Source organism: Stenotrophomonas sp. (assembly GCF_036662295.1).
Taxonomy (GTDB): Bacteria; Pseudomonadota; Gammaproteobacteria; order Xanthomonadales; family Xanthomonadaceae; genus Stenotrophomonas.
This window is the reverse complement of record NZ_JAVWXA010000002.1, coordinates 48551-69139: the sequence shown is the minus strand read 5'-3', so window position 1 is coordinate 69139 and position 20589 is coordinate 48551. Positions and strand designations below refer to the sequence as shown.

15 protein-coding genes are annotated in these 20589 nt (G+C 70.7%); 3 read left to right on the top strand and 12 right to left on the bottom strand.

Annotated features, from left to right (window positions below; translation table 11 throughout):
* Position 1: 1 nt before the first annotated feature.
* From RSA25_RS00845 to RSA25_RS00805, 9 genes are all read right to left on the bottom strand, one after another.
* Complete coding sequence (locus RSA25_RS00845; protein WP_332807028.1) at positions 2 to 1834, bottom strand: hypothetical protein; 1833 nt, start codon at positions 1832 to 1834, stop codon at positions 2 to 4.
* Positions 1831 to 3987: a hypothetical protein gene (locus RSA25_RS00840; RefSeq protein ID WP_332807027.1), complete on the bottom strand. Its 2157-nt coding sequence runs from the start codon at positions 3985 to 3987 to the stop codon at positions 1831 to 1833. Before RSA25_RS00840 ends, RSA25_RS00845 begins: the two co-directional genes overlap by 4 nt.
* The gene (locus tag RSA25_RS00835) at positions 3984 to 5108 is read right to left on the bottom strand and encodes a BatA domain-containing protein (protein WP_332807026.1); all 1125 of its coding nucleotides are present in this window, start codon (positions 5106 to 5108) and stop codon (positions 3984 to 3986) included. The genes RSA25_RS00840 and RSA25_RS00835 overlap by 4 nt, the downstream gene beginning before the upstream one ends.
* The gene (locus RSA25_RS00830) at positions 5105 to 6007 is read right to left on the bottom strand and encodes a DUF58 domain-containing protein (protein WP_332807025.1); all 903 of its coding nucleotides are present in this window, start codon (positions 6005 to 6007) and stop codon (positions 5105 to 5107) included. The genes RSA25_RS00835 and RSA25_RS00830 overlap by 4 nt, the downstream gene beginning before the upstream one ends.
* Positions 6008 to 6014: 7 nt before the next feature.
* On the bottom strand, positions 6015 to 6998 hold the full coding sequence (locus tag RSA25_RS00825) for a MoxR family ATPase (protein ID WP_332807024.1): 984 nt from the start codon (positions 6996 to 6998) through the stop codon (positions 6015 to 6017).
* Positions 6999 to 7060: 62 nt separating this feature from the next.
* Positions 7061 to 7762: a DUF4159 domain-containing protein gene (locus RSA25_RS00820; protein WP_332807023.1), complete on the bottom strand. Its 702-nt coding sequence runs from the start codon at positions 7760 to 7762 to the stop codon at positions 7061 to 7063.
* Positions 7763 to 7769: 7 nt separating this feature from the next.
* Positions 7770 to 9104: a TldD/PmbA family protein gene (locus tag RSA25_RS00815; RefSeq protein ID WP_332807022.1), complete on the bottom strand. Its 1335-nt coding sequence runs from the start codon at positions 9102 to 9104 to the stop codon at positions 7770 to 7772.
* Positions 9105 to 9125: 21 nt separating this feature from the next.
* The gene (locus RSA25_RS00810) at positions 9126 to 10760 is read right to left on the bottom strand and encodes a TldD/PmbA family protein (protein WP_332807021.1); all 1635 of its coding nucleotides are present in this window, start codon (positions 10758 to 10760) and stop codon (positions 9126 to 9128) included.
* 57 nt (positions 10761 to 10817) lie between these two features.
* On the bottom strand, positions 10818 to 12446 hold the full coding sequence (locus tag RSA25_RS00805; protein WP_332807020.1) for a TldD/PmbA family protein: 1629 nt from the start codon (positions 12444 to 12446) through the stop codon (positions 10818 to 10820).
* A 143-nt stretch (positions 12447 to 12589) separates the two neighbouring features.
* Between RSA25_RS00805 and RSA25_RS00800 the strand changes: the two genes are divergently transcribed.
* Positions 12590 to 13210, top strand: coding sequence for a DUF938 domain-containing protein (locus RSA25_RS00800; RefSeq protein WP_332807019.1), 621 nt, complete (start codon positions 12590 to 12592; stop codon positions 13208 to 13210).
* Here the strand turns inward: RSA25_RS00800 and RSA25_RS00795 are convergent, their stop codons facing one another.
* From RSA25_RS00795 to RSA25_RS00785, 3 genes are all read right to left on the bottom strand, one after another.
* On the bottom strand, positions 13211 to 14536 hold the full coding sequence (locus RSA25_RS00795) for a type II toxin-antitoxin system HipA family toxin (protein ID WP_332807018.1): 1326 nt from the start codon (positions 14534 to 14536) through the stop codon (positions 13211 to 13213). It lies immediately after the preceding gene.
* A gap of 3 nt (positions 14537 to 14539) precedes the next feature.
* A complete protein-coding gene (locus RSA25_RS00790) occupies positions 14540 to 14797 on the bottom strand; it encodes a helix-turn-helix domain-containing protein (RefSeq protein WP_332807017.1) in 258 nt (85 codons plus the stop codon).
* Between the two features lie 239 nt (positions 14798 to 15036).
* Complete coding sequence (locus RSA25_RS00785; protein ID WP_332807016.1) at positions 15037 to 18738, bottom strand: indolepyruvate ferredoxin oxidoreductase family protein; 3702 nt, start codon at positions 18736 to 18738, stop codon at positions 15037 to 15039.
* A 160-nt stretch (positions 18739 to 18898) separates the two neighbouring features.
* Between RSA25_RS00785 and RSA25_RS00780 the strand changes: the two genes are divergently transcribed.
* Both RSA25_RS00780 and RSA25_RS00775 read left to right on the top strand, forming a co-directional pair.
* Positions 18899 to 19549: a tetratricopeptide repeat protein gene (locus tag RSA25_RS00780; protein WP_332807015.1), complete on the top strand. Its 651-nt coding sequence runs from the start codon at positions 18899 to 18901 to the stop codon at positions 19547 to 19549.
* A gap of 106 nt (positions 19550 to 19655) precedes the next feature.
* Positions 19656 to 20570 (top strand): AEC family transporter, encoded by a 915-nt coding sequence (locus RSA25_RS00775; RefSeq protein WP_332807014.1) that lies wholly within the window; start codon positions 19656 to 19658, stop codon positions 20568 to 20570.
* Positions 20571 to 20589: the final 19 nt, after the last annotated feature.

The following is a 20589-nucleotide window of genomic DNA, read 5'->3' as shown; positions in this document are numbered from 1 at the left end:
GTCATGGCGCGGGCCGCACGGGCGGGCGCCGGCGCTCCAGCCACCACAGCAACCCGGCCACGCCCAGGAAGGCCAGCCACCACGGCCAGCGCGGACCGGGCCGGCTGGCCTCGCGGGCCTGCGCGGTGCCGGCCCCCTCGAGCGCCTGCTGCGCCATCGCCTCGCGCAGCTGCTGGCGATGCATCGCCCGCGCCTGGTCGGGCGCGTACACGTAGAACGCCTGGGTCTGCGTGCCTTGCCGCAACTGGTGCCAGCCGGCCTGCGCCGGCCAGTAGGCCGCGCAGGCCGCGCTGCCGGTGGCCGGATCGATGCGCAGCGGCACCGCCGCGCCGGCTGCGTCGTCCACCTGCGCGCCTTCGGCCACACCGCACAGCGCGACGCGTTCGCCTGCCCACGGCGTGGCCGTGTCCAGGCGCGCGGCCGGTGCGGCCGGCACGGGCCGGGCCAGGTGGGCGAGCACCGCGCTCCACAGTTCGGCGTGGCGATCCTCGCGCCCGGCCAGCACCAGGCGGTAACTGTCGGTGACCGGCAGCAGGGCCAGGCGGCCGCGGCCGACGCGGCGCCAGCCACCGACCGCCTGCCCGGCCGCGTCGTGCAGCAGTGGCGTCGTGTCGGCGGCGCGCAGTGCGAACTGCGCCAGCACCGGCACGTCCGCCGCGTGCGAGGCGCGGTCGGCCGCATCGATCGCCGCGGTCGGCGGCACGGCCGCGCGCGAGGGGCCGCGGCGTGCCTGCAGCAGCGCCGGGTCGGGATCGGCCGGCAAGCGCAGCGGCGTGGTCGAGGACGTGCCGCTGGCCGCCAGGCCCCAGCGTTGCAGGGCCTGCCGCGCGCCTTCGCCGAGCGGGCCGGTGCTGCGCACCACCACGCCCAGGCCATCGTGCAGCGCCTGCTGGACCAGGCCGCGCTGGGCCGCGCCGAGGCCGGCCAGGCTGCGTTCGTCCAGGATCAGCACGTCGGTGGCGGCCAGGGAGGCCGCAGTGAGCGCCAGCGGCGCATCGCCCAGCGACACCCCGCCACCGGCGCTGGCCTGGGCATGCACGGCCAGCCCGGTATCGGCGGCCCAGCGGCGCAGGTACTTCAGCTCCGGCCCCGGCGCGCCGCCGAGGATCAGCACGCGCGGCGCCGGCTGTTCCAGCGTCTGCAGCGGCACGGGCGAGGTGTCCACGGCGTGGCGGCCGGCATCGAGCAGCCGCACCTGGAAGACGCTGCGGCCGCTGGCCCGGGCAACGCCCTCCAGCTGCACGTTGCCATCGGCGGCAAGCGGGCGGCGGTCCACCACCTGGCCGGCGGGATCGAGCAGTTCGGCGCTGCCGTTGGCCACGCCCTGCGCGCGTGCCTGCACCGCGAAGCTGCTGCCCGGTGCGGTGGGGGCCGGCGGCGTCAGCGCGACCCAACCGCGTGGCGGCGCGGACGGCTGCCAGCGCACCTCTGCGGGCAGCGCGGTGTCGCGATCGCGGGCGGGCAGGCCATCGCCCACCACCTGCAGGGATCGCGTGCCGGGGTGCTGGCGCAGCGCCGTGGCCAGGTCCGGGGCGGTGGCGATGCCGGCCGCGGCGGTGGCCTCGGGCAACGCGATCGTATTCGCCGCCGGCGACGGTGCGTGGCGCGCGGCATCGGCCGCGGCGGTGAGTACGGTCAGTTCGCCGGCTGCCACCGGCACGTGCGGCGGCAGCAGGGTGAAGTAAAGCAGCGTGGCGCTGGCCAGTTGCAGCACCAGCAGCAGCGCCATCGTTACGCCGCCACGCGCAGCCGCGCCACGCGGCCAGCACAGGCGCGCGCTGCCGACCAGCACGATGGCCAGCAGCGCCAGGGCAAGGGCAAGGTGGGCGGTCACGGGCGCCCCTCCAGTGCATCCAGGTAGGCCTGGCCCATGCGGTCCGGGGCGGCGCGTCGGGTCACCTGCGGCAGCGGGCGCTGCAACGCGCGCCACAACTGCGCGCGCAATGCCTGCCGGCAGTCGCTGCAGGTCGGGTCCATGCGCAGCGCTTCCACGGTCGCGGCCAGGCTGAGCGGATCGGCCAGGCGCGCCTGGTGACGGTCCAGCCACGTGCCCAACGCATCCAGGTCTGGCGTATCGCCGCCGGTGCCCAGCTGCTGCCACACCGCCACGATGGCCGGGTCCGGCGCGGGCAATGGCGCGAGCGCCAGGGTGCGGCTGCCCAGGTCGGTGCGGTCGCCGCCCATCCGGCGGTTCTCGTCGATCGGCGGCAGCTCCGGGCCGACCCGCGCCAGGTAGATGCGCTCGGCCTGCTGGACCTGTTTGATGAAGGCCAGCGCCTTGTTCGCATAGGGCAGGGCGGCCTCGGGCCGGCCCTGGCGCAGCTCGCCTTCGGAGGACCACATCTGGTCGAGCGCGGCCTTGAGCGTGGCGCGGGTCTGCGGGTCGAGCAGCGTCGCCGCCTCGGCATGGTCGTGGGTATGGCCGTACTCGGACAGCACGTCGGTGGCGCTGCCGAAGACCGGCGCACCGTCGGTGGCGGGCGTGCCATGGTCGTGGTCGTCATGGCCGGCCGAGGTGGCGGCGGGCGCGTGGTCATGGCCGTCGTCGCGCGGGACCGGGGTGTCGGACGTGGGCAAAGGGGCGTCGGTGGGCGGCGGCCTGGGCGCGCCCTCGCTTTCCTCGCCCAGGAACTGGCCGTAGCGCAGGCGCAGGATGCGCTGGTCCACGCCGATCGCATCGGCGCGCTGGGTGAACGTGTCCGGCGGCAACTGCCGACGCAGCCGGATCAGTGCCTCGGCATCGATGATGATCTGGCGCTGGCTGCGGAAGTAGGCCGGCAGCGTCTTCTTGACCATGCCCTCCAGCGCGGCGCCCTGCACCTGCTCGAGGCTGGGCAGGCGCAGGATCACGCTGCTGCTGCGCGCGGTCTGGGGCGTGGGCGCGTGGGTGTCGCGCACCTGCAGTTGCACGATCACATCGTTGCCGGGCTGCGCACCGAGCGCGGCCAGGTCCAGGGTGTGCGCGAAGCGGCGGCGCGTGGGCGTGCCGCTGCCGGCCAGGGTGAGGGTCTGCTCGCGGAAGGTGATGTTCTCGCCGCTGCCCTGGGCCAGGGTGATCTTCAGCTGCGCCTGCGCCTGCACGCCGTGGTCGTCGCTGGCCTCGAACTGCAGCGCCCACTGCCGCTGCCCGGGCGTGGCCAGCACCAGCGTGCGGTCCGGCACCAGCACGCGCACGCTCGGCGGCTGGTCGGGCACCACGTCCAGGCGGTACAGACGCGGGTCGCGCAGTGCCGGCTCGGTGACCACGCGGTACACGGCCGCGCGTTCGATCACGGCACGCGCGCTCCACGCCTGTCCGTCCTGCTGCAGGGCGATGCGGCGACCATCATGGAACTGCAGGGTGGCCTGGCGCGGTGGGGTGCTGAAGTGCAGCGACCAGTGCAGCTGGCTGCCCTGTGCAAGCCGTGCGTCCAGGCCGTGCTGCACGCGCTCGGGCTGGCCGGTGTAGGCCGGTGCGCGGATGGCCAGGCGCGTGGCCTGCAGGCGCGGCGGGGCCGCCGGGTGGGCGGCGGCGGGACCCGCCGGCGACGGCCCGGCCGGGCGGCTGCGATCGCGCGGCCAGCCCAGCGCCAGCGCGGTCACGGCCAGCGCCAGCACCCAGGCCAGGCCAAGCGCGCGGCGCGGCCAACGCGGGCGCAGGTCGGGCATGCGCGCCTGCAGTGCGGCCTCCACCCGGGCCTGCTGGCGCTGCTGCAACGGGTTGAGCGTGGCGGCACCGACGAACAGCAGGTCCGCGCTGTCCTGCGCCACCGGGTGGGTGTCCAGCTGCCGGACCAGCCAGTGCCGGTCCAGGCGCCGGCCACGCCAGGTGGCGAGCGCGGCGGTGGCCAGCAAGGTGGCGCTCAGCACCACCGTGGCGATGTCGAAACCGCCCACGCGCAGGGCCACGGCCGTGGCGGCGAGGCAGGGCGGAACGGCCACCAGCAAGGTCGCCGCGACGACGCGGCGACGCGCCCGCTGCCAGCCCCGGTGCACGGCGTTGCTCATGCGCTGCCTGCCCGGCGCGCGGCGGTGGCCAGCCAGCGCTCCAGCGCGAACAGCAGCACGATCAGCACCAGCAGCCACGGTGCAAGCGGGCGTGGTGGCGGCGCGGGTGCGCGTGCGCCGGTCAACGGTGCATGGACGCCGGCGGCGACCCACTGCGGCGCGGCCACCGGTTGCACGCAGGCGGCAAGCCGGCGCGGGAAATCGGCGTCCTGCAGGATCGGCAGCCGCGCCGGCGACAGGGCCGCGCTGAAGCGCAGCAGCCGACCCTGGCCGACCCGCTGCTCGCGCAGCACTGGCAGGCCTTGCGCGTCGCGCAGGACCACGACCGCCTCGCGCGCGTCGGCGTCGGCGCCGGGGGCGGCTAGCAGCGTGCCGCCCGCCTGCAGCCACGCCTGCCAGCGGGGCGGCAACGGTGCCGGCGACAGCCAGACCCCGATCTGCCCCTCGGCCGGCACGCGGGCATCGGGCGGCGGCAGCGGCTGGCCACGCCAGGCCTGCTGGACGGCGTTGAGCACGCGCAGCGCCGGCGCATCGACCGGTGCGCCGAGGTGCAGCCGGGGCGCGCGGGATGCGGGCGCGGGCGGCGCCGTGGCCTCGCGTGCCAGCGGTCGCCACTGCACCGGGCGCGACAGGCGCGGGCGCTCGCCGTCGGCGCCGGTCATCGGGTCGGGCAGGTAGACGGTCAGCGGCGCGCCGGCCGGCAGCTGCTGGTCCAGCTCACGCAGCAGGCTGGACAACGGTTGCGCGGCGGCAGGCGCCGGCGTATCGAGGGCGGCAAAGCCCGGGGCCAGCCAGCGCGCATCGGCATCGCGCGGCAGCACGCCCACGGCGTCCAGTGGCAGGCCGGGGGCCACCGCCACCACCGGGCGGGCAGCGCCATCGCCGCCGAGCAACACCGGGCGCGCCAGCAGCAGGGCCAGGGCCGCCAGCAGCAACAGCCGCACCACCAGCAGCGGCCATTCGTCCAGGCGGATGCGTTGGCGCGGGCGTGCCTGCGCCCGCAGCCAGCGCAGCGCCGCAAACGGCAGCGGTGCCAGCTGCTGGCGGCGGGCCAGGTGCACCAGCAGCGGAATCAACCACGCGGCCAGCGCCAGCAGGCCCAGCGGAAACAGCAGCGTCATGCCCATGCGCGGCGGCCCGTGCCGAACAGCACGCCCAGTGGCGTATCCAGTGGCTGGTCCAGGTAACCCAGCGCATGGGCGATGCCGGCGGCCTGCAGGCGCGCCTGCAACGCGCGCTGGGCCTGGTCGAACCGGGCCAGGTAGCCGTCGCGGATCGCGCGCCCGTCGCCGAGCAGGGCCTCACCGGTTTCGGGGTCTTCGAAGCGATGGCCCTGCGCGAACGGAAAATCGCGCTCCTCGGCGCTGAGCAACTGCACCTGCAGCACCTCGCGGCGGGCAGCGGCCAGCCGCTCCAGCAACACGGTGTTGGCCTCATCGAAGCCATCGCCGAGCGCCACCAGCAGGTGGCCGGCCTGCACGCGCTCCCAGACCGGGCGCAGGGCGTCCAGCGGCGGCCAGCCGCCGTGCGCCTGCACGCCGCGCAGCAGCAGGTGCACGCGGTCGCGCTGGCGCGGGCCGGTGCCGGCCGGCACCACCTGCACGCCGTGGCCATTGACCACGATCGCGCCGAAGCGGTCGCCCTGCTGCAGCGCCAGCTCGACCACGCAGGCCGCGGTGGCGCAGGCGTGGTCCAGCCGCGACCAGTCCGGGCGGGCGCGGTCGGCCTGGGCGGCCGACGCGCTGGCATCCAGCAGCACCCAGGTGGTGATCGGGCTTTCGCGTTCGGACTCGCGCACGAAGAAGCGGTCCGAGCGGGCATACAGCTTCCAGTCGATCTGGCGCAGGGCATCGCCGGGCTCGTAGGCGCGGTACTGGGCGAACTCCAGCCCGGCACCGCGGCTGCGGCTGGCGTGCTGGCCGATGCCGTGCGCGCCGCGCGCCTGCCGGGGCACCAGGCGCAGTGCCTTGAGGCGGCTGCGCACCTCGGCCGGAATCGCGATGGGGGCGTGCTGGCTCACCTCTGGCTCAGGCCGGGAACGGCACGGCCTGCAGCAGCGCGGCGATCACCGCATCGGCGTCCTTCTGCTCGGCCTCGGCGGCGAAAGACAGCAGCAGCCGGTGGCGCATCACCGGGCCGACCAGCGCCTGCACATCCTCGCGGGTGGCCGCAAAGCGGCCCTGCAGCAGCGCGCGCGCCTTGGCCGCCAGCACCAGCGACTGCCCCGCGCGCGGGCCGGCCCCCCATCGCACCCACTGGTTGATCGCCGGCGGCGCGCCCGGGCCGGGCCGGCTGGCCCGCACCAGGCGGGTGATCCAGGTCAGCACGTCGTCGCTGACGTGCACCTGGCGCACCGCGGCCTGCAGCGCCAGCACCGCCTCGGCGTCCATCACCTGCGGCACCTGGCCGGTCGCGCTGCCGGTGGTCTGCAGCAGGATGTCGCGTTCTTCCTGTTCGCTGGGGTAGTCCACCCGCACGTGCAGCAGGAACCGGTCCAGCTGGGCCTCGGGCAGCGGGTAGGTGCCGGCCTGCTCGATCGGGTTCTGCGTGGCCAGCACGAAGAACGGGGCGGGCAGCGCGTAGGTGGTGCCGGCGTAGCTGACGGTGCGCTCCTGCATCGCCTCCAGCAGGGCGGCCTGGGTCTTGGGCGGGGTGCGGTTGAGTTCGTCGGCCAGCAGCAGCTGGGTGAAGATCGGCCCCTGCTGGAAGCGGAAATGGCGATGGCCGGTGCCGTGGTCCTCCTCCAGCAGCTCGGTGCCCAGGATGTCGCTGGGCATCAGGTCGGGGGTGAACTGCACGCGCCGGAACTGCAGCTCCAGCGCTTGGCCCAGCGAGCGCACCAGCAGCGTCTTGCCCAGCCCGGGCGCGCCTTCCAGCAGGCAGTGGCCGCCGGCCAGCAGGCCGATCAGCAGCTGCTCCACCACCGCGTGCTGGCCCACCACGGCCTGGCCCAGCGCGGTGCGCAGCTGCTGCAGTCGGGGAAGAAGGGAATCAAGGCTGTCAGTGGGCATGGCACGCTCGCATCATCGGGGGAAACGCCACGACCGGCGTGGCTGCAGGGGTAGGGCAAACGTCAGTTGTTCAACGCATACATCACGATGTTCACGCCGAACTTGGTGTTGTCTTCGGCCAGGAAACGCTTGTTGCGCCAGTCGTAATCCCACTCGCAGCCGTAGTCCTTGTTGCTGTAGAGCACGCCGAGGCGTCCGTCCACCTCGATGCCCTTGAGATAGTCGTGGACCAGGTCGTCGCCCCAGCCATTGAGCTCGAACCCGGTGGCCGGCGGGCCCTCGGGGAAGCGGAAGAAGCTGCGGTACAGCGCGTGGCCGTTGGGCAGCTTCTTCAGCGCGGCCGGGCCGAACAAGGCGCGCATCTGCGCCTCGAACGACGTGGCGAACAGGCCGTCGATGTCGTGGTTGCAGTCATCGACGAACACGAAACCCCCGTTACGCACGTAACGCACGAAGTTCTGCCGCTCGGCGGCGTTGAACTCCACCAGCGTGTGCCCGGCCAGGTAGCAGAACGGGGCCTCCAGCATGCGCGGGTCGGACAGGGCGATCACATGCTCGGTGGGGTCCACGCGCAGGGTGGTGTAGTCGATCAGCGAGGTGATCAGGTTCGAGGGCATGCGCGCATCCACGTCCCAGTCGCCGGAGTCGTACTTCAGGCGGGTGAACCAGAAATCGTAGCGTCCGGCCTGGGCGCGCGCCAGCGAGGGCAGTGCGGCGAAGGCGGCACTGCCCAGCATCAGGCGCAGGAACTGCGCGCGGTCCATCGATCGATCAGACCGCGTCGGACAACGAGGTGAAGGTGAAATCGCGCAGCTTCATCGGCGGGATCATCATCACAAAGCTCGACTCGTCACCGGCCACGCGCACCGGCTTGCCCAGCTCCTCGATGTTGTTGAGCATGATCACCGGCGACTCGTTGAAGCGGAAGTTCTTCACCGGGTACTTGATCTGCCCGTTCTCGATGTAGAAGGTGCCGTCGCGGGTCAGCCCGGTGAGCAGCACGGTCTGCGGATCGACCATGCGGATGTACCAGGTGCGGGTGACCAGGATGCCCTTCTGGGTGCCACGCACCAGCTCGGCGGTGCTCTTCTCGCCACCGCTCATGAGCAGGTTGCCCGGGGTGGCGTTGGCCGTCTTGCCCTGCTTGTTGGCCCAGAACCGCGAATACTCCAGGTTGGCGATGCGGCCGTTCTCGATGATCGGCAGCTTGGTGCGCGGCATGCCCTCGTTGTCCCACGGCAGGACCGGGGCCTCGGGGTGCCACGGGTCGGCATGCATGTTCACGCGCGGGTCGTAGACCAGTTCGCCGAGCTTGTTGCCGCCGCCCTTCTTGGACAGGAAGCTGCGGCCTTCATCGGCCGAGCGCGCGCTGAAGAAGTTCATCATGAAGCTGATCAGGCCGGCGGCGGCCGCCGGTTCCAGGATGACCGTGTACTTGCCCGGTTCCAGCGCCTTGGCCTCGGCCGATTCGGTGGCCTTGCGCATGGCGATGCGGATGTCCTGGTCGGCCTTGAAATCCGCCGCGTCCTTGAGGTTGCGGCCGACCCAACCCGAACCGCGGCCGTCTTCGGTACGCACCGTGCAGGTGTAATCGAAGCTGGTGCTGCGCTGGTAGCCGAAGTTGCCGTTGCTGTTGGCGGTGGCATAGAAGCCCTGGCCGTCTTCCAGGAAGCCGGCGGCGATCAGGCCGTTGCCGCGGCACGGGGCGATGGAGTCGGCGGCGACCTTGGCACGGAACGCCGGGTCGATGGCGGCGGTGGAGGCGCTGAAGGTCGGGCTGGGCGTGTAGGCCTGCTTGCCGATGGCGGGCATGAACTCCGGGTTCTCCGGGGCCAGCCGCGCCAGGTCTTCGGCGCGCCGCACCACCCGTTCCAGCGCGGCATCGTCGAAGGCGTTGATCGAGGCGGTGCCCACGCGCTTGCCGAAGGCCACGGTGACGGCCAGTTCGGTGTTGTCCACGATGCCGCTGGTGGACACGTTGTTGAGCGCGAAGCGGATGTTGCCTTCGATGGAACCGGCCAGCACGGCGGTGCATTCATCGGCCTTGGACAGCGCGATGACCTTGTCGAGGATGGCCTTGGCTTGTGCTTCGGTGAAGATACTCATGGTGTAAAGGCTCCTGACCGGTCAGCCGAGGCTGCGGGCGGTGTTGATGACGTTGATGCCGTTGAAGCGCGCGGTGGACGAGCCATGCGAGACCGCCGAGACCTGGCCCGGCTGGCCCTTGCCGTCGAAGAACGAACCGCCCAGGCGGTAATCGCGCTCATCGGCCACGGCGGTGCAGGCATTCCAGAATTCCGGCGTGCGGATCTGGTAGGCCACGTCCTCGAGCATGCGGGTGATCTTGCCGTTCTTGATTTCGTAGAACAGCTGGCCGCCGAACTGCGCGTTGTAGCGCTGCTGGTCGATCGAGAACGAACCGTCGCCGATGATGTAGATGCCGTTCTCCACGTCCTTGACCATGTCGGCCACGCTCAGCGGCGTCTTGCCCGGGGCCATGGACACGTTCGCCATGCGCTGGAACTGCACGCTGGACCAGGAGTCGGCATAGCAGCAGCCGTCCGAAGCGGTCTTGCCCAGGATGTGGGCCTGGTCGCGGATGGTCTGGTAGTCCACCAGCTTGCCGTCGGTGATCAGGTCCCAGCGCTTGCACTTCACGCCTTCATCGTCGTAGGCCACCGCGCCAAGGCTGCCCGGCTGGGTCTTGTCGGCGAAGATGTTGACCTTGTCGCTGCCGTACTGGAAGTGCTGCTCGCGCTTGTCCAGCGTGGCGAAGCTGGTGCCGGCGTAGTTGGCTTCGTAGCCGAGCACGCGGTCCAGCTCCAGCGGGTGGCCGATCGATTCGTGGATGGTCAGCCAGGTGTGCGACGGGTCCAGGATCAGGTCGTACTTGCCCGGCTTCACCGACGGCGCCTTGAGCTTCTCCTGGGCCTGCCGGGCCGCGGCGATCGCATCTTCCTTCATGTCGTAGGAGGAGCTGTAGTTGACCACGCCGTTGGGGGTGAGCACCTTGCCGGCGGCGGCGCCGTCGAGGTATTCGTAGCCCATGCCCATCGGCGCGGACAGCCCTTCGCGGGTGCGGAACTTGCCGCTGGCCTTGTCGATGGCGGTGATGGTCATCGGCGCCCAGATGCGGTGCACGTCCTGGTCGATGTAGGAGCCGTCGGTGCTGGCGAAGTACTTCTGCTCGTTGACCAGGAACAGCATCGAATTGACGAAGCTGGCGCCGGCGGCCAACGCGGCCGCGTTGACGTCCAGCAGCAGGTCCACCTTTTCCTTCACCGGCACGTCCATGGCGTTCTTGCGGATCGGCGTCTTCCAGCTCACCTCGCCCACGCCCGGCGCGGCAGCCAGCTGCACTGGCGCGGTCTGCACCCCGGCGTTGGCCTTGGCGATGGCCGCGGCCTGCTGCGCGGCGCGCGCCACGTCGGCGGTGCCCAGCGCGTTGGTGGCGGCAAAGCCCCAGGCGCCGTTGACGATCACGCGGATGCCCACGCCGGTGGACTCGGTGTTGACCACGTTCTGCACCTTGTCCTCGCGGGTGATCACGAACTGGCGCAGGTAGCGCCCGATGCGCACGTCGCAGTAGGTGGCCCCGGCCTGGCGGGCAGCGGCCAGCGCGGCGTCGGCCAGGCGCTTCTTCAGGCCCAGGTCGAGCGTGCTCTGCAGCTGCTCGGCGGCGATGGCCTTGCCGAAGAACGACGGCACGATCAGGCCGCCTGCGGTAAGCCCGGTGAGGGCGAGGAAGTCACGTCGTTGCAAGGCAGCTCTCCACGTCGGTGTGGCGGGGCGGGAAAACGAGCGCAGCCCGGGACAGGTTCATCCCAGGCTGCGCGCGGTGTTGATGATGTTGATGCCGTCGAAACGGCTGGTCGAGGAACCGTGCGAGACCGCCGAGACCTGGCCCGGCTGGCCCTTGCCATCGAAGAACGAACCACCGAAGCGGAAGTCGCGCTCATCGCAGATCGCGCTGCAGGCGTTCCAGAACTCCGGCGTGCGGATCTGGTAGGCCGCATCCTCGACCATGCCGGCCAGCTGCCCGTTCCTGATCTGGTAGTACAACTGGCCGCCGAACTGCGCGTTGTAGCGCTGCTGGTCGATCGAGTACGAGCCGCGGCCGTGGATGTACAGGCCGTTCTCCACGTCCTTGATCATGTCCGCCACGCTCAGCGGCGCCTTGCCCGGCGCCAGGGACACGTTGGCCATGCGCTGGAACTGCACGCTGGACCACGAATCGGCGTAGCTGCAGCCGTGCGACCGGGTTTCACCCAGCAGGTGCACCTCGTCGCGGGTGGCCTGGTAGTTGACCAGGATGCCGTCGCGGACCAGGTCCCAGCGCCGGGTCTTGACCCCCTCGTCGTCATAGCCGACGGCGCCCAGGCTGCCGGGCGCGGTCTTGTCGGCGAAGAAGTTGACCCGCTCGCTGCCCCAGCGGAAGCCGGCGTCGCGCTTGTCCAGCGTGGCGAAGCTGGTGCCGGCGTAGTTGGCCTCATAGCCCAGCACGCGGTCCAGCTCCAGCGGGTGGCCCACGTTCTCGTGGATGGTCAGGAACAGGTTGGACGGGTCCAGCACCAGGTCGTACCTGCCGGGCTTGACCGAGGGCGCCTTGAGCTTCTCGCGGGCGTGGCGCGCGGCGGCGATGGCATCCTCCACCGGATCGTAGGAGTCGCGGTAGGCGGTGAGGCCACCGGGCAGGGCGACCTTGCCGCGGGCGTCGCCGTCGAGGAACTCGTAGCCCATGCCCATCGGCGAGGACAGCCCGGCCCGCGTGCGGAACTTGCCGCTGGCCTTGTCGATGGCGGTGGCGGTGAACGGCAGCCAGATCCGGTGCACGTCCTGGTCGATGAACGAGCCATCGCTGGAGGCGAAGTACTTCTGCTCGTTGACCAGGAACAGCGTGGAGTTGATGAAGTCCGCGCCGGCATCGAGCGCGGCGGCATTCACGCTCAGCAGCAGCGCCACCTTGTCCTGGATCGGGACCGCCATCGCATTCTTGACCAGTGGCGTCTTCCAGCTCACCTCGCCCACGCCCTGCACCGGGGCCAGTTGCACCGGCCGCAGCTGGATGCCGGCGTTGGCACGCGCGATGGCCGCGGCCTGGGCCACGGTGGCCTGTACCGCGGCCGGGGTCTGCTGGTGGGTGGCGGCAAAGCCCCACGCCCCGTTGACGATCACGCGGATGCCGATGCCCGAGGATTCGCTGTTGGTGACGTTCTGTACCTGTGCCTCGCGGGTGATCACCGCCTGGTTGAGGTAGCGCCCGATGCGCACGTCGCAGTAGCTGGCACCGGCCCGCCTGGCCGCGTCCAGCGCGGCCTCGGCCAGCCGCCGGTTGGCGACCGCATCGCCCGGCTCGAGCAGCTGCTCGGCGGCGATCAGGCGGGTGTGCGGCAGCATCAGGCCAGCCAGGCCCATGCCAGACAGCGTCAGAAACTCACGGCGTTGCACTGCTTGCGATTCCCCCGGTACGGTCGCGGCAGGACGCCGGCGACAGTGGACTCAAGCCTCCGACTTTCGGTGGCGCCCGGCAGTGGCACAAGTGACTGCGGTCATGGTTGGATAGGCGGCATCCAATTCATCTTGAGCATCGTATGAGCCAGCAGCGTTGGTCCGAGGCCTGCGAACGCAACCGTGCGCCGATCCTGGCCGTCTTGCAGCGCCACCTGCACGATCGCCGCCGCGTGCTGGAAATCGGCAGTGGCACCGGCCAGCACGCGTCGTATTTCGCCGCCGGGCTGCCGCACCTGCACTGGCAGGCCAGCGACCATCCCGACCACCTGCCGGGCATCGCCGAGCGCCTGGCCGAGGCGGCCCTGCCCAACCTGCCCGCGCCGTGGCCACTGCAGGCGGTGCTGTCGCCGCACCCGGGCCTGGCACCGTTGCCCACGCCGCGGCCCACGTTCGATGCGGTGTTCACCGCCAACACCCTGCACATCATGAGTTGGGCGCACGTGCAGGCACTGTTCGCCGGGCTGCCCGCGGTGATGGCCGATGACGCGCGGTTGTGCATCTACGGTCCGTTCAACCACCACGGCGCCTACAGCAGCGACAGCAACCGCCAGTTCGATGCCTGGCTGAAGGCGCGCGACCCCGAGGCGGGCATCCGCGATGCCGAGGCCGTGGATGCGCTGGCCGCCGCGCAGGGGTTGCAGCTGATCGACGAGGTGGCGATGCCGGCCAACAACCGGCTGCGGGTGTGGCGGCGGGGGTGATCAGCCATCGCTGGACTGGGAGGCCAACCGCGTGGCCGCCTTGCGAAGGCCCTGGAAGATGGGGTCTGCCACCTGCACGGGGAAGTCGGCAGGCAGTGTTGCGGCCACGCGCATGATCGCCGGCTCCACCCGCGCCAGCAGGTCGTCGATCCACGGTTCGGCGCCGGCGGCAATCCCCGCAGCACGCGCCGTCTCGTTCCAGTGTCGGCGGCGGATGCCGAGCAACGTGCGGTGGCGGTTCTTGCCGCGCACCGACATCGCCAACTGCGCATCGTGCGGATCGAGCCTTCCCGGTCCACGGCCCAGGATCGGGTACACCGACAGCACGTCGTAAACCGGTGTGAGCCGGAACCCGCCGCCGGCGTCGAGGTGCACGCTGAAGTTTTTGGCATGGCCGTCAGTGGCAGCCAGCATCCAGAACAGCAGCTGTGTCTTGAAGAAGTGTTCGCGGTCCTCTGCACGGCTGGACTGCCTCAGCAGTTCCAGGATCTCCAGCATGCCGGGCCCGCCATCGGCCTCGTACTTCTTCGAGCTGGGAAGACCGAACACCTGGCACATGTCTTCCTGGGGCAGCCGCAGCCACCACTGGCCATCACGCGCCAGACGCCGGTCGAAGCGTTCAACGATGAGCGCGCGCTGGTCCTCGAAGCGGCCCATTCCGGTGCTGGCGGTCGGGATGCCGAACGCGCCGATGAGCTGCATGCAGAGCCACTCGTTTTCCACCGAGAGCTGCATGTCTGCACGCATGTTGCCCACCAGGCCGAGCGGCAGCTTGAGAATGTGGGTGGTCGGCGTGCTACCCGTGGGCAGGCACCAACGGCCATCGTGCTGAAGAAGGCCGGTTTTTTCCTGCGCGCCGGCGATCGAGATGCGGAAGTCGTCGTCCGGGCGCCGTGGCGAACCCGGTACCGGCACGGCAGTGACGCCCCGCAGCACATCGGCGACCTCCGCGTCTGACAGCGCCCGGTACTGGATGCTGTGCAGGTCGACGGGGGCAAGGCCTGGCGGCAGCAGCTGCACGGCACCGACGCAATCGCGGCCGATGGCCTGCAACAGATCGAATGTACCCGCGCTCTGCGTGCGGAAGCGGTCGCGCAGGCGATTGCGGATGTCGCTGTTGTCAGGCAGCAGGTTGTCGAAATAGTCCGAGACGGCCTGCCCGCGGTGGCTCGCCCCGGCGGGCAGCAGCGGCAGCGACAATGACAGGGGGCGAGGCAGTGCCGAGGCGAGCCAGGACGATGCGTACGTCAGTTGCGCCGGCGCGGTGGAACGCTCGCACCAGGTCGCCACCTCGACGCCGTTCATCCAGACCTTCAGCTCGGCCATCTGCTACCACTCCATGTCCAACGGTTGGGTATGCCCAGTGGCGCGCTGGAGCGACACCTCCAGACCCAGCACGGCCCACACCTTCATGAGCCGCTCAAAGGTGGCGGATTCGGGTTCACGCTCCAAGGCGGTGATGGCCTGGCGCGAGACCCCCAGCCGTTCGGCGAGGGCCGCCTGACTGAAACCGGCCTGTTTGCGAAACGCACGCATCAATGCCCCGAGTTGGTGGGGCGTGCGCACGACGAGGCTGTCATTGCTCATGGGCATCTGCTCTGCGCGGCTACACAAACCGCCGGGCAACGATTGAACGATAAAAGGGAACGGCGGGGCTGGCTGGGATCCCAACAACGCAATCCGAGAAATCAATCGCGCAGCAGCAACCTATAACGTGCATTAGCAAAATGCAAGGTATAGGTTGCATTTCTTAAATGCAACCTATGAATTGCATTTTCCTTTGTCGCGGTACGCTGACATCGAGCCGATGTCAGCGTTCGCCCACCTCACGCCACCTGCACGATATGCAGCGCCCGCGGGTTCTTCCATTGCGCCAGCAGCGTCGCCTCGCGCGCCTTGGCCTTGTGCAGGTGCGCTTCCTTGACGTGCCCGTAGCCGCGGATGTGCTCGGGGATGCTGGCGATCTCCACCGCCAGGGCCACCCGGTCATCGCGCAGCCCGTCCAGCAGCAGGGCCACGGTCTGTTCGTAGTCGGCGATCAACTGGCGCTCGCCACGGCGTTCGGCGGTGCGGCCAAACACGTCCAGGCGGCCACCGCGCAGGAACTTCAGCCTGGCCAGCAGGCCAAACGCCTTGAGCATCCACGGCCCGTATTCCTGCTTGATCAGGCGGCCCTGCGCGTCCTTCTTCGCAAACAGCGGCGGGGCCAGGTGGAAGCGCAGCTGGAAATCGCCCTCGAACTGCTGCTGCAGGCGGCGCTGGAACTCGCCGCTGGTGTACAGCCGCGCCACCTCGTACTCGTCCTTGTAGGCCATCAGCTTGAAGTAGTAACGCGCCACGGTCTCGGTGAGCGCGGTGCTGCCCACCACGTCCCATTCGGCCGCACGCACCTTGTCCACCAGGGCGCGGTAGCGCGCGGCATAGGCGGCATCCTGGTAGTCGGTGAGGAAGCGCACGCGGCGCTCCACCAGTTCGTCCAGCGAACGCGACAGGCGCTCGTCGTCCAGCGGCAGGAAGGCCACCTCCTCGCCCACGCCGTGGCCAGGCAGGCCGCGCAGTTCACGCTCGTCGGCGGTGTTGCGCGGGGCCGCGTTGGCGCCCCACTCGTTGCCTTCCCACTCGCCGGGCGGCAGGTCGTGCAGGGGGCCGGGAGTGCGCTCGGCATCGGTGTGGCGGTTGGCCACCAGGCCGGCGGCCTGCTGCACGGCCTGCGGGTCCACCGCGGCCAGGCGGCCCCAGGCGAAGGCCTGCTGGTTCATCGCCACCGCCGCCCCGTTGAGCTCGATCGCGCGCATCAGCGCCTCGAAGGAGATCGGCACCAGGCCCTGCTGCCAGGCAAAGCCAAGGATGAACAGGTTGGCGGCGATCGCATCGCCCAGCAGCGCGGTGGCCAGCTGGGTGGCATCGAGCAGCAGCGGCTCGCGCCCGCCCAGCGCCACGCGGATGCCGGCGATGATGTCCGCCGCCGGGAACTGCAGGTCCGGCCGGGTGGTGAACGTGCCCGGCATCGCCTCATAGGTGTTGAGCACCACCTGCGAGCGCTCGGCGCGCACCTTGGACAGGGCCCAGTAGTCGTTGACCACCACCATGTCGCAGCCCACCACCAGGTCGGCTTCGCCGGCGGCGATGCGCACGGCGTGGATGTCTTCGGGCGTGCGCGCGATGCGGATATGGGTGGTGACCGCGCCGCCCTTCTGGGCCAGCCCGGTCTGGTCGAGCACGCTGGCGCCCTTGCCCTCCAGGTGCCCGGCCATGCCCAGCAGCGCACCGATGGTCACCACGCCGGTGCCGCCGACGCCGGTGATCAGGATGTTCCAGGGCTGTTCCAGCGTGGTGCGGAAGGTCGGCGCCGGCAGCTTGTCCAGCAACGCCGTCTTCGAACTGCGCGCGCCCTTGCGCGGCTTGCCGCCGTGCACGGTGACAAAGCTGGGGCAGAAGCCGGTGGTGCAGCTGTAGTCCTTGTTGCAGTTGGACTGGTCGATGTCGCGCTTGCGCCCGAACTCGGTTTCCTTGGGCAGCACCGACACGCAGAAGCTCTTCTGCCCGCAGTCGCCGCAGCCCTCGCAGACCAGCGAGTTGACCACCACCCGCTTGGGCGGGTCGACCAGCTTGCCGCGCTTGCGGCGGCGGCGCTTCTCGGTGGCGCAGGTCTGTTCGTAGATCAGGATGCTGGTGCCCTTCACGTCGCGCAGCTGCTTCTGCACCGCGTCCAGCTCGGCGCGGTCGAAGAACTCCACGCCATCGGGGAACTGCTCGCGACGGTTCCACTTGCCGATCTCATCGCTCACCAGCACGATGGTCTGCACGCCTTCGGCGCGCATCTGGTGGGCGATCTGCGGCACGCTCAGCGTGCCGTCCACCGGCTGGCCACCGGTCATGGCCACCGCGTCGTTGTAGAGGATCTTGTAGGTGATGTTGACCTTGGCGGCGATGGCCTGGCGGATCGCCAGCGAGCCGCTGTGGAAATAGGTGCCATCGCCCAGGTTCTGGAACACATGCCCGGTGTCGGTGAAGGCCGCCTGCCCGGCCCACGTCACGCCTTCGCCGCCCATGTGGGTGAAGGTGTCGGTGCTGCGATCCATCCAGGTCACCATGTAATGGCAACCGATCCCGCCCAGCGCCCGCGAGCCCTCGGGCACGCGGGTGGAGGTGTTGTGCGGGCAGCCGGAGCAGTAGTGCGGCACGCGCGGGAAACTGGCGCGCGGCAGCGCAAGCTCGGCTTCCTTGGCGTCCATCCAGCGCAGGCGTTCCTGGATGGAATCGTTGTTGAAGAACTTCTGGATGCGGCGCCCGATCACCCCGGCGATGGTGGCCGGGGTCAGTTCGTTGGTGGACGGCAGGATCCACTCGCCGGCTTCGTCGTACTTGCCCACGATGGACGGGCGCTGGCCCCAGCTGGCCGGCCAGTTGAAGAACTGCTCCTTCATCTGCCGCTCGATGAAGGCCCGCTTCTCCTCCACCACCACGATGTCTTCCAGCCCCTGGGCGAAGCGTGCGATGCCTTCCGGCTCCAGCGGCCAGCTCATGCCGACCTTGTACACGCGGATGCCGATGGCCGCGCACGCGGCCTCGTCCAGGCCCAGGTATTCCAGCGCCTGCAGCACGTCCAGGTAGCTCTTGCCGGTGGTGACGATGCCCAGCCGCGCGCGCGGGGAATCCATCACGACGCGGTCGATGCCGTTGGCGCGGGCAAAGGCCTGCGCGGCTTTCACCGCATACCGGTGCAGGCGCATTTCCTGGTCCAGCGGCGGGTCCGGCCAGCGGATGTTGAGGCCGCCGGCGGGCATCTCGAAGTCTTCCGGCAGCACGATCTTCCGCGCGAACGGGTCCACCTGCACCGACGCGGAGGATTCCACGGTCTCGGCGATGGTCTTGAAGCCGATCCAGCGCCCGGTGTAACGGCTCATCGCCCAGCCGAGCAGGCCCATGTCCAGGATGTCCTGCACGCCGGCCGGGTTCAGCACCGGCATCATCGCGCTGACGAATTCATCCTCGCTGCCGTGCGGCAGGGTGGAGCTGCGGCAGGCGTGGTCGTCGGCGGCCAGCGCCAGCACGCCGCCGTGCGGGGAGGTGCCGGCCGCATTGGCGTGCTTGAACACGTCGCCGCAGCGGTCCACGCCCGGGCCCTTGCCGTACCACATGCCATACACGCCCTGGACCTTGGCGCCCGGGAACAGGTTGGTCTGCTGGGTGCCCCAGACCATGGTCGCGCCCAGGTCCTCGTTGAGGCCGGGGGTGAACTTCACCCGCGCCGCCTCCAGGTGCTGGCGGGCACGCCACAGTTCCAGGTCGAACCCGCCCAGCGGGCTGCCGCGGTAGCCGCTGATGAAGCCGGCCGTGTCCAGCCCGGCCGCCTCGTCGCGCAGCCGCTGCATCAACGGCAGCCGCACCAGCGCCTGCACCCCGCTCAGGTAGATGCGGCCATCGGTACGGGTGTACTTGTGGTCCAGCGTGTAGCTGTCGTCCAGGCCCCCGGCATCGGGGCGGTTGGCGGAAGCAGGCGAGGTGAGTTCGGCGGTACTGGTCATGGCTGGCCCGGGAAGTCGGCTGGCACGGCCGCAGCGATCACGGCCGGAAAGGCGCGGATTGTAACAGTGGCACTGAAATGGCCCCGGGCACTCGCCTCCGGGCGCACGCTGGGGTTAGGATCGGTCCGGGAGGTTGTTGTGACAACCTGGGGGAGTTTGCATGGCAGTGGCAAGACACAGGCTGGCCGGCGTGGTGCTGGCGGCTGGATTGACGGTGGGTTCGAGTGTATTCGCGGTGGCCGCGCAACCGCTGCCCGCCGTGCAGGAGTTCTATTTCGACCAGGACACGGCCGCCGCACCGGTGGTGGTGGTCAGTGGCGATGGCGCCGACCTGGTGGAACAGTTGATGAAGCAGCGCGAGCGCGGCCGCAGGGCGCTCGATGCCACCGTGCAGCTGGCCGGCGTCGCGATCGCCCAGGGCCGGCCGGAGCTGGGCCGCAGCCTGTACGAGGAAGCCCTCGGCAGTGCCGCGGCGACCACGGCGACCGGGCGCACGGTGCGCTGGAACTACGGCTGGGATCTGTTCCGGCTGGGTGAGGTGGACGCGGCCCTGGCGCAGTGGAGCAGTGCCCAGGCCGGCGTGCGCGGCAACGCCGCCTGGGTGCCGGCCACCTATGCCCTGGCGCTGTGGACGCTCGGCCGCAAGGACGAGGCGGTGCGCTGGTATGCCGCCGCGGTGCGCACCGAGCCGCAGCAGTGGGGCAGCAGCAGCGGGTACGCCGCGCTGTTGCCGAGCTGGCGCGACAGCGAGCGCGCCACCCTGGCCGAGGTGCAGCAGGCCTGGGCGTCCCAGCCCCCGGCCTGGCCCTGATCGCGGCCGCCGGCGAGGGCCCGGGGGCGCCCCGCACGCGCTGATGTGCGCCGGCTTCGACCAAGGTCGCAGCCGGTGCCGCGCGCGCATCGGCTAGGCTGGCGCGATGGCTTTCGATGCATTCGCCCTGATCCTGACCATGCTCGGCCTGGGCATGCTGTTCGCCCGCCTGCGCGCGCTGCCCGACAACAGCGCCGAGGTGCTCAACCGCGTGGTGTTGTACGTGTGCCTGCCGGCGGCGGTGCTCACCTACGTGCCGCGGCTGCACCTGGACCTGGCCCTGGTCGGGCTGATGGCCACGCCGTGGCTGTTGATGCTCGCCAGCTGCGCGCTGGTGTGGCTGGCCACGCGCCTGTTCGGCTTCGCCCGCGACGTGCACGCGGTGCTGCTGATCTGCGTGGCGCTGGCCAACTCCAGCTTCATCGGCTATCCCATGGTGCGCGCGCTGCTGGGTGATGCCGCCCTGCCGTATGCGGTGGTCTACGACCAGTTCGGCACCTTCGTGCTGCTGTCCACCTTCGGGCTGTACGTGATCGCCCGCTACAGCGGCGATCGCCCACCCACCGCGCGCCAGGTGCTGGCCCGCATCGCGCGCTTCCCGCCGCTGTGGGCGCTGCTGTTCGCCCTGGTGCTGATGCCGGCCGAGCCGCCGCACTGGATCGGCACCGCGCTGCGCCAACTGGCCGATGCCATGCTGCCGCTGGTGATGCTGGCGGTGGGCCTGTCGATCCGGCTGCGCCTGTCGCGCGCCGAACTCGCCCCGCTGGGCATCGGCCTGCTGCTCAAGCTGGTGGTGATGCCGGCGCTGGCGCTGCCGATCGGCCTGCTGTTCGGGCTGCAGGGGACGATGGCGCAGGTCAACGTGCTCGAATCGGCCATGCCCACCATGATCACCGCCGCCGCGCTGGCCATCTCGCACCGGCTGGCCCCGCGGCTGGCCGCGGCCCTGGTGGGCTACGGCATCCTGCTGTCGCTGCTCACCCTGCCCGCGTGGGTCGCGGTGCTGCAGCACCTCGGCTGACTCCGTCGGCGGGGGAGGG

What these genes read in the sequence shown, in the direction of transcription:
- RSA25_RS00840 (WP_332807027.1), bottom strand. Translation starts at nt 3,987, where the DNA reads ATGAGCAACGCCGTGCACCGGGGCTGGCAGCGGGCGCGTCGCCGCGTC.
- RSA25_RS00835 (WP_332807026.1), bottom strand. Translation starts at nt 5,108, where the DNA reads ATGACGCTGCTGTTTCCGCTGGGCCTGCTGGCGCTGGCCGCGTGGTTG.
- RSA25_RS00825 (WP_332807024.1), bottom strand. Translation starts at nt 6,998, where the DNA reads ATGCCCACTGACAGCCTTGATTCCCTTCTTCCCCGACTGCAGCAGCTG.
- RSA25_RS00820 (WP_332807023.1), bottom strand. Translation starts at nt 7,762, where the DNA reads ATGGACCGCGCGCAGTTCCTGCGCCTGATGCTGGGCAGTGCCGCCTTC.
- RSA25_RS00815 (WP_332807022.1), bottom strand. Translation starts at nt 9,104, where the DNA reads ATGAGTATCTTCACCGAAGCACAAGCCAAGGCCATCCTCGACAAGGTC.
- RSA25_RS00800 (WP_332807019.1), top strand. Translation starts at nt 12,590, where the DNA reads ATGAGCCAGCAGCGTTGGTCCGAGGCCTGCGAACGCAACCGTGCGCCG.
- RSA25_RS00795 (WP_332807018.1), bottom strand. Translation starts at nt 14,536, where the DNA reads ATGGCCGAGCTGAAGGTCTGGATGAACGGCGTCGAGGTGGCGACCTGG.
- RSA25_RS00790 (WP_332807017.1), bottom strand. Translation starts at nt 14,797, where the DNA reads ATGAGCAATGACAGCCTCGTCGTGCGCACGCCCCACCAACTCGGGGCA.
- RSA25_RS00785 (WP_332807016.1), bottom strand. Translation starts at nt 18,738, where the DNA reads ATGACCAGTACCGCCGAACTCACCTCGCCTGCTTCCGCCAACCGCCCC.
- RSA25_RS00780 (WP_332807015.1), top strand. Translation starts at nt 18,899, where the DNA reads ATGGCAGTGGCAAGACACAGGCTGGCCGGCGTGGTGCTGGCGGCTGGA.
- RSA25_RS00775 (WP_332807014.1), top strand. Translation starts at nt 19,656, where the DNA reads ATGGCTTTCGATGCATTCGCCCTGATCCTGACCATGCTCGGCCTGGGC.